Genomic DNA, 6313 nt, shown 5'->3' on the forward strand with positions numbered 1-6313 from the left:
CTCACGGTGATTTCCGCGAACTATGCCGCGCAAGAAACACCACCGCGCACATTCACGCCTCCGCTCACTGCTCCCGCGGCCGATGCTGGGCCAGGTACTGCTGGATTGGCAGGGCGAGCCGCCGGTTGTCGCCCAGGAACGTGGCGTAGAAGTCGATGCGATTGGCGGGGTCGGCAATGCTCACCGCCGTGCGCGTGTGCGGCATGAACCGTTCGTCGGTCATGCGCAGCGATCTCGTGAGATTGGAGTAGAAGAACGGGAACGCCGAGTATTTGCTGATCTGTTCGAGCGCGCTCAGGTCCTGCTGGTACAGGAAGTGCGCGCCGGGAATCTGCTCCTCTATGACCGCTCGCCACGGGCCTATGTCGTGCGCGACCACGAAATCCATGCCGGCGAGGTCGGCGAAGGTGACGCTCGTGCGCTGGGCGAGCGGATTGAAATTGTCAATCGCCACGCCAAGGTATTCCTCGCCCAAGTACAGTGATTCCACGCGCGGGTCGTCCACTTCGCGGTCGGTGATGATCATCGTCTCCTTGCGCAGCAGCAGGTCGTCGAGCACCGCGTCGGGCTCAATGAGACTGTGCCGCACGGTGATGGACGATTCCCATTTGGCATTGCGCTCGCCGGCTTGCTCGAGAAAATGCAGGGGACCCGGTGCCACGGATCCGACGACGATCTCGTTGTGCAGATTCGCGTCGTTCCGCACGGTCTCGACGAACCGGTCGTAGGCGTCGAGCAGTTGCTCGGCTTCCTGTGCGGCGAGCTCGCCGGTGTGGGTGAGTGAAAGCCGGTTCTTGGCGCGCCGGTCGAACAGCGGGACGCCGAGCTCGCGTTCCAGTTTGCGCATCGTGCGCGTCATGGTCGGCTGAGTGATGCGCAGTTCGTCTGCGGCCGCGCTCAATGTGCCGTATTCGCGGAAGGCGACGAGTTCGCGCAGTGCTTCCAATTCGGTCATATCGCTCCGTTCGTCTTCGAGACCGAGCCCACTATGCAGATTGCGCATAGCAAGATAAATGATAGGCATTGTACTTCGCCGAACAACGGCTTTACGATTCTGGGTGAACACGGAAAACGTGAATAGACATGATAGGAGAACTCATGCAGTACGTCACTTTGAACGATGGAAACAAGATGCCGCAGCTCGGATTCGGTGTGTTTCAGGTGCCGGATCTGGCCGTGTGCGAGCAGGCCGTCTCCGATGCCCTGGAGACCGGCTACCGACTGATCGATACGGCCGCCGCATATGCGAACGAGGAGGCGGTCGGTGCGGCGATCGCGAAGAGCTCGGTCCCGCGCGAAGACATTTTTCGTGACCTCCAAGCTGTGGGTCGACCACTTCACGTATGAGAAGGCGAAGCAGGGCATCGATGATTCGCTGCGCAAGCTCGGGCTGGATTATCTCGATCTCTACCTGCTCCACCAGCCGTACGGCGACGTCGCCGGCGCATGGCGCGCGCTCGAGGAGGCTCAGCAGGCGGGTAAGATTCGCTCGATTGGCGTTTCTAACTTCGCGCCGGACCAGCTGATCAATCTGGAGCTCATGAGCAATGTGAAGCCCGCCGTCAACCAGATCGAGGTCTCCCCGTGGTATCAGGAGAAGGATGAAGTGCGCTTCGCCCAGGAGCAGGACGTGCAGGTCGAGGCCTGGGCGCCGTTCGCGGAGGGCAAGCATCACATCTTCACCGACCCGACCATCGCGGCGATCGGCGAGAAGTACGGCAAGACGAACGGCCAGGTGATTCTGCGCTGGCTGCTGCAGCGCGGCATCGTCGCCATTCCGAAGTCGGTGCACAAGGAGCGCATGGCCGAGAACTTCGACGTCTTCGACTTCGAGCTCAGCGACGAGGACATGGCCACGATGGCCAGCCTCGACAAGCACGAGAGCCAGTTCTTCGATCACCGCGATCCGACGGCCATCGTGAGCATCTTCGGCCAGAGCCTGCGCGCGCTGCGCTCCTGAACGGTATATATCCGCGACTTTGCCAAGTGAGGAACGTGGTGGTGCGGGACGTTGCCATGCTGACGCCCAACGCCACCACGTTTCACGTGAATCATTGGTTGCTGGCGTTGTAGAGACCCATGATGCGTTCGCAGAGACGGCCGGCTGCAGACCCCAGCAGAACGTTGGTGGCGTTCATTGGCATACTGCCGAGCAGCATACGGAGCATGTCGCTTTCGGGAATGATGGGATGCCCCTCCTGCTGCGACAGCCGGTTGATCGCGGCCTGCAGTATCGGGCCGCCTATCGGGTCGTCGCTCCATTCGTCGAAGGTGGAGGAGAGCGTCAACGGCAGGCGTATGCCGTCACCGGGCAGTTCGACCTGCACTCGTTCGGCGATGTCACGTGATGACGAACCGATCTCAATGGTGTAGGTGCCCCGTTCCACATGCCAGTCGTTCCTCGGCTCGGACCAGTAGGCGAACGACCTGCTGTCGAGCTCGAATGTGACGATGCTGGCCTCGCCCGGGTCGAGTGTGATCTTCTCGAATCCTTTGAGCTCGTGGGCGGGCCGGGCGGCATCACAGGCGCATGGCGCAACATACAGCTGCACGACTTCCGAGGCGCGCACCTGACCGGTGTTCGTGACGATGGCGCTCACCTGCACGGTATTGTCATGCGGGATTGCACTGAGGTTGCGAATCTCGAAGGTGGAGTAGGTCATGCCGTATCCGAACGGGTATGCCACCTGCCTGCCGAAGGTGTCGTAGTATCGGTAGCCCACGAACACGCCTTCGCCGTAATCCACATGCCCTGCCTCCCCGGGCCAGTTGGGCATGCTCGGATCGTCGAGCACGCTCATCGGGATGGTCTGCGCGAGTTTGCTAGAGGGGCTCACATCGCCGAAGATGACATCGGCGAGCGCATTGCCGCCCTCCTGCCCGAGCAGCCACCCCTCCAACAGGCCCCTGACCGAATCTCGCCACGGTGTGACTGAGACGGCCGATCCGTTTGACAGCACGACCACCACGTTGGGGTTGACTTTCACAATGTCGGCAAGCAGTCGCAGCTGTTTTTGGGGCAGGTCGATGGTCTCGCGGTCGAAGCCCTCCGATTCCGCTTCCTCAGGGAGTCCTGCGAAGAACAGCACCACATCGTTGCGCCATGCCATGTCGATTGCATGGGCGGTGAGCGCGGCGTCCTGCTTGGCATCGTCCAAGGTGAAGCCGGGGGAGAAGTCCACGGGAATGTCGCGAATATGCAGGCTGCCGAGGAACGACGAGACATAGGTCGGGGTGAGTTTGGACGATCCCCCTCCCTGATACCGCGGTGTGCGTGCGAATTCGCCAATGACGGCTATGGAGACGGAACCGTCGGCGGCCAATGGGAGAATCCCGCCATCGTTCTTGAGCAGCACCATGGATTCCTGTGCGGCACGCCGTGCGATGGCACCGTGATTCACCAGATCGTAGGGGTGATCGTCCTGCTGCATTGCAGGAGCAGCCTTTTCTATGAGGTCGAGCATCCCCTGTGCCATGCGGTCAAGTTGGTCCTCATCCAACAAACCGTCGCGTACCGCCACGACCACCTGTTCGTCTGTGTTCGTGGGCGGCATCTCAAGATTCAGTCCGGCTTTGAGCGCCTCCACGCGATCGTGCACGGCACCCCAGTCGCTGATCACCACGCCGTCGAACCCCCATTCGTCGCGTAGGACCTTGGTGAGCAGCCATGAGTTCTGCGAACACGGCGTGCCGTTGAGCTGATTGTAGGCGCACATGACCGTCCAAGGATGGGCTTTGGTCACAATGTGCTCGAATGCCGGCAGATAGACTTCACGCAAGGCCCGTTCGCTTACCCGCGCGTCGATGCGCATGCGGTCGGTCTCCTGGTTGTTCGCCGCGAAATGCTTCAGCGACGTGCCCACTCCGGTGCTTTGCACCCCCTCGACTATGCCTATGGCCTCATGCCCGGCGAAATACGGGTCTTCGGACCAGAATTCGAACGAACGGCCTCCGAGTGGGTTCCTTTTGATGTTCACGCCCGGCCCGAGCAGCACGGCCACCTTCTCCTGCACGCATTCCTCGCCGATCGCCACACCGACCTCGCGCACGAGTCCCGGGTTCCAACTGCTCGCCATACCCGCTGCCGGCGGGAAGCATGTGGCCGGCATGGAATGCTCGATATCCATTGATGTGCTCTGCGCGGCCTTGCGCAGACCATGCGGGCCATCGGTGATCATATACGAGGTGCTCTCGCTCAGGCCGTTCAGATGCCACGCATCCGCGCCCGAGGTGAGCGCCGCCCTCTTCTCGAGGGGCAGTTCGTGTGCTGGTGTCGTGTTCTGCTGGGATGCGTGGGGCATTCGACTCCTTTCGTGCGCGTCGGGGACGGGCAACTGTGTGCACGTGCGCGGCATTGCGTAATGCGGGCATGAAAATGAACGAAGACGGGCTTCGTGAATGAAAATATCGTAGATGCGCGCATTGTCGCACTGCAAGGGGTGAATAACGGTGAAATGCTTAGATATATTCGCCGATTTCGTCCGCTGCTCATTCCGCTTGCATGGGCACGGTGCCTAGCCGAAGCTTTCGATTGCGCCAATCAATTCGAGCTTGTCCTGATCCACGCGATCACGCCCGTACGCATCGAGGAACCGGTCGCGATATGCGTCGGTATGCAGATTGAATTGCAGTGTCCAGATTCCCCAGAATATGTCGACGTGCCGGTCTGAGAACCCGGCATGGTCGAGGTCGATGAAACCGGCGAGACGCCAATCGTCGAGCATGATGTTCGGCAGACAGTAGTCGCCGTGAATCAGCGCGTCCGAATGCAGAGTTTCGGGCCGCTCGGCGATGATGCGCCGGGCGTCGTCCTGCGAAAGGCCGCAGAATTGCGCGTCGAAACGGCCGGTATGCACTCCGTGCTCGGCATTGGCGAGATAGTCTGCGAGCACATCGGGAATGGCGAGTGTCGCGACCTGCTCGTGCTTGGTGTGCGGCAGCTCGTGGAGTTCCCGCAGCAAAGTGGCCGATGTGTCGCATAGCCGCTGCGGGTTGGCGAGATGGCGTTCCGCGGTGCAGTCTTCGCCGCGAACCGCGCGTGTGAGCAGCCAATCCGCCTACGATTCGCTTCCGGGTAGGTATTCGAGCACTTCCGGGCCGATGCCGAGCATATGGAATGTGTCGTCCATGCGCGCTTCGTGCGCGAGCGTGCCGCTCGCCGCGGTTTTGAGGAACAGGTCGGGACGGGCGTTTTCGCGGGTGCCGCCTGAGAGGGCGTAGACGCGCGCCTCGGGGGAGGAGCTGCTGTCGTACAGTCGGCGCCCTGCCGTGTAGTGCCTCAGTTGGGCTGGCAGATTGGGAATGCTCTCGATCGGTGTGTGCTGCATATGCTGAATATAGCCGATGGCGCGTCCTGTGGCAGATTAGGCAGCGGAACTGCCGGAAAAGGAAAAATGAGCGAAAATCGTGCGCCTGCTTGGGGAATGCCCCGTACGCTGGGGGAAGATCTTACGGTTCACGTATGCGAAGGCGATGTGTATCCGGACGATCTGAACACGAGCAGTGAGAGAACGGGAGAGACATATGACTTACGCGACGCCGCCCATGCAGGGAACACCCATGCCGGCGCCACCTGTGCAACAGATGCGTCCGAATGCCTACCGGCTGCCCACGAACCGTTCGCTGACGAAGTTCATTCTGCTTGGTCTGATCACCTTTGGCATCTACGACATCGTGATCATGACCACTACGGCCGAGGCGCTCAATACCATCGCCAGCCCACGCGACGGCAAGAAGACGATGAACTACTGCCTGATGTACTTCCTCATCGGTTGGCTCACGCTTGGCATTGGCTGGCTGGTGTGGTTCCATAATTTCAGTGACCGCATCGGCGAGGAACAGCGGAGGCGGGGCATGGTGCCGACTGTCACGGCAAGCACTTTCTGGCTGTGGGAGGTGCTCGGTTCGCTGATTGTGGTGGGGCCGTTCATCTACCACTACAAAATGCTGCATGCAATGAACGATCTGTGTGCGTCATATAACGCCTATGGCATCTGACCTCTGATTGAAGCAGACTGGGTTTGGGCGCGGATTCCGCGCCCATTTTTGGCGATTGGCGACCGATTGTCGGTTTCGTTTGGTGGATCTGTCGCATTGTCGGCTGGGTAATGCTCCCCGCAAAGTTATCTACCTATAGTTCAATAAATGATATAGTGTCCCTATGCAACGTCGATGTTGCATGAAGAAATGCGACCATTCCAATCAAAATGACTTGAAGAGACTAGTGAACTACAGTTCACTAGTCTTGTGTTTGGTGCATTGGTGCGCCGGTGTAACGGGAGTGGTTGCAGGCATATGGGAAGCAAACATAAGG

Annotated in this window: 7 protein-coding genes; 3 read left to right on the forward strand and 4 right to left on the reverse strand. The window is 60.2% G+C overall.

Features of this window, described 5'->3' with window-relative positions; genetic code table 11:
- Positions 1-64 precede the first annotated feature (64 nt).
- Positions 65-955 carry a LysR family transcriptional regulator gene (locus tag OGI63_RS14200; RefSeq protein WP_004219078.1) on the reverse strand — a complete coding sequence of 297 codons (891 nt, stop codon included), beginning with the start codon at positions 953-955 and terminating at the stop codon, positions 65-67.
- 143 nt (positions 956-1098) lie between these two features.
- On the opposite strand from OGI63_RS14200, the gene OGI63_RS14205 reads away from it, so the two are divergent.
- Positions 1099-1347, forward strand: a complete 249-nt coding sequence (locus OGI63_RS14205) for an aldo/keto reductase (RefSeq protein WP_014710493.1) — start codon at positions 1099-1101, stop codon at positions 1345-1347.
- Positions 1310-1960, forward strand: a complete 651-nt coding sequence (locus OGI63_RS14210; RefSeq protein ID WP_004268911.1) for an aldo/keto reductase — start codon at positions 1310-1312, stop codon at positions 1958-1960. Before OGI63_RS14205 ends, OGI63_RS14210 begins: the two co-directional genes overlap by 38 nt.
- Positions 1961-2051: 91 nt before the next feature.
- Here the strand turns inward: OGI63_RS14210 and OGI63_RS14215 are convergent, their stop codons facing one another.
- The 3 genes from OGI63_RS14215 to OGI63_RS14225 form a co-directional block, all read right to left on the reverse strand.
- Positions 2052-4301 (reverse strand): glycoside hydrolase family 3 C-terminal domain-containing protein, encoded by a 2250-nt coding sequence (locus OGI63_RS14215; protein ID WP_004219079.1) that lies wholly within the window; start codon positions 4299-4301, stop codon positions 2052-2054.
- A gap of 213 nt (positions 4302-4514) precedes the next feature.
- Positions 4515-5048 carry a phosphotransferase gene (locus OGI63_RS14220; protein ID WP_072633034.1) on the reverse strand — a complete coding sequence of 178 codons (534 nt, stop codon included), beginning with the start codon at positions 5046-5048 and terminating at the stop codon, positions 4515-4517.
- A gap of 9 nt (positions 5049-5057) precedes the next feature.
- On the reverse strand, positions 5058-5327 hold the full coding sequence (locus OGI63_RS14225) for an aminoglycoside 3'-O-phosphotransferase (RefSeq protein WP_014482491.1): 270 nt from the start codon (positions 5325-5327) through the stop codon (positions 5058-5060).
- A gap of 232 nt (positions 5328-5559) precedes the next feature.
- Here OGI63_RS14225 and OGI63_RS14230 point away from each other — a divergent pair, with 232 nt between their 5' ends.
- The gene (locus tag OGI63_RS14230) at positions 5560-5997 is read left to right on the forward strand and encodes a DUF4234 domain-containing protein (protein WP_004268913.1); all 438 of its coding nucleotides are present in this window, start codon (positions 5560-5562) and stop codon (positions 5995-5997) included.
- Positions 5998-6313: the final 316 nt, after the last annotated feature.

This window comes from Bifidobacterium sp. KRGSERBCFTRI, assembly GCF_025908335.1.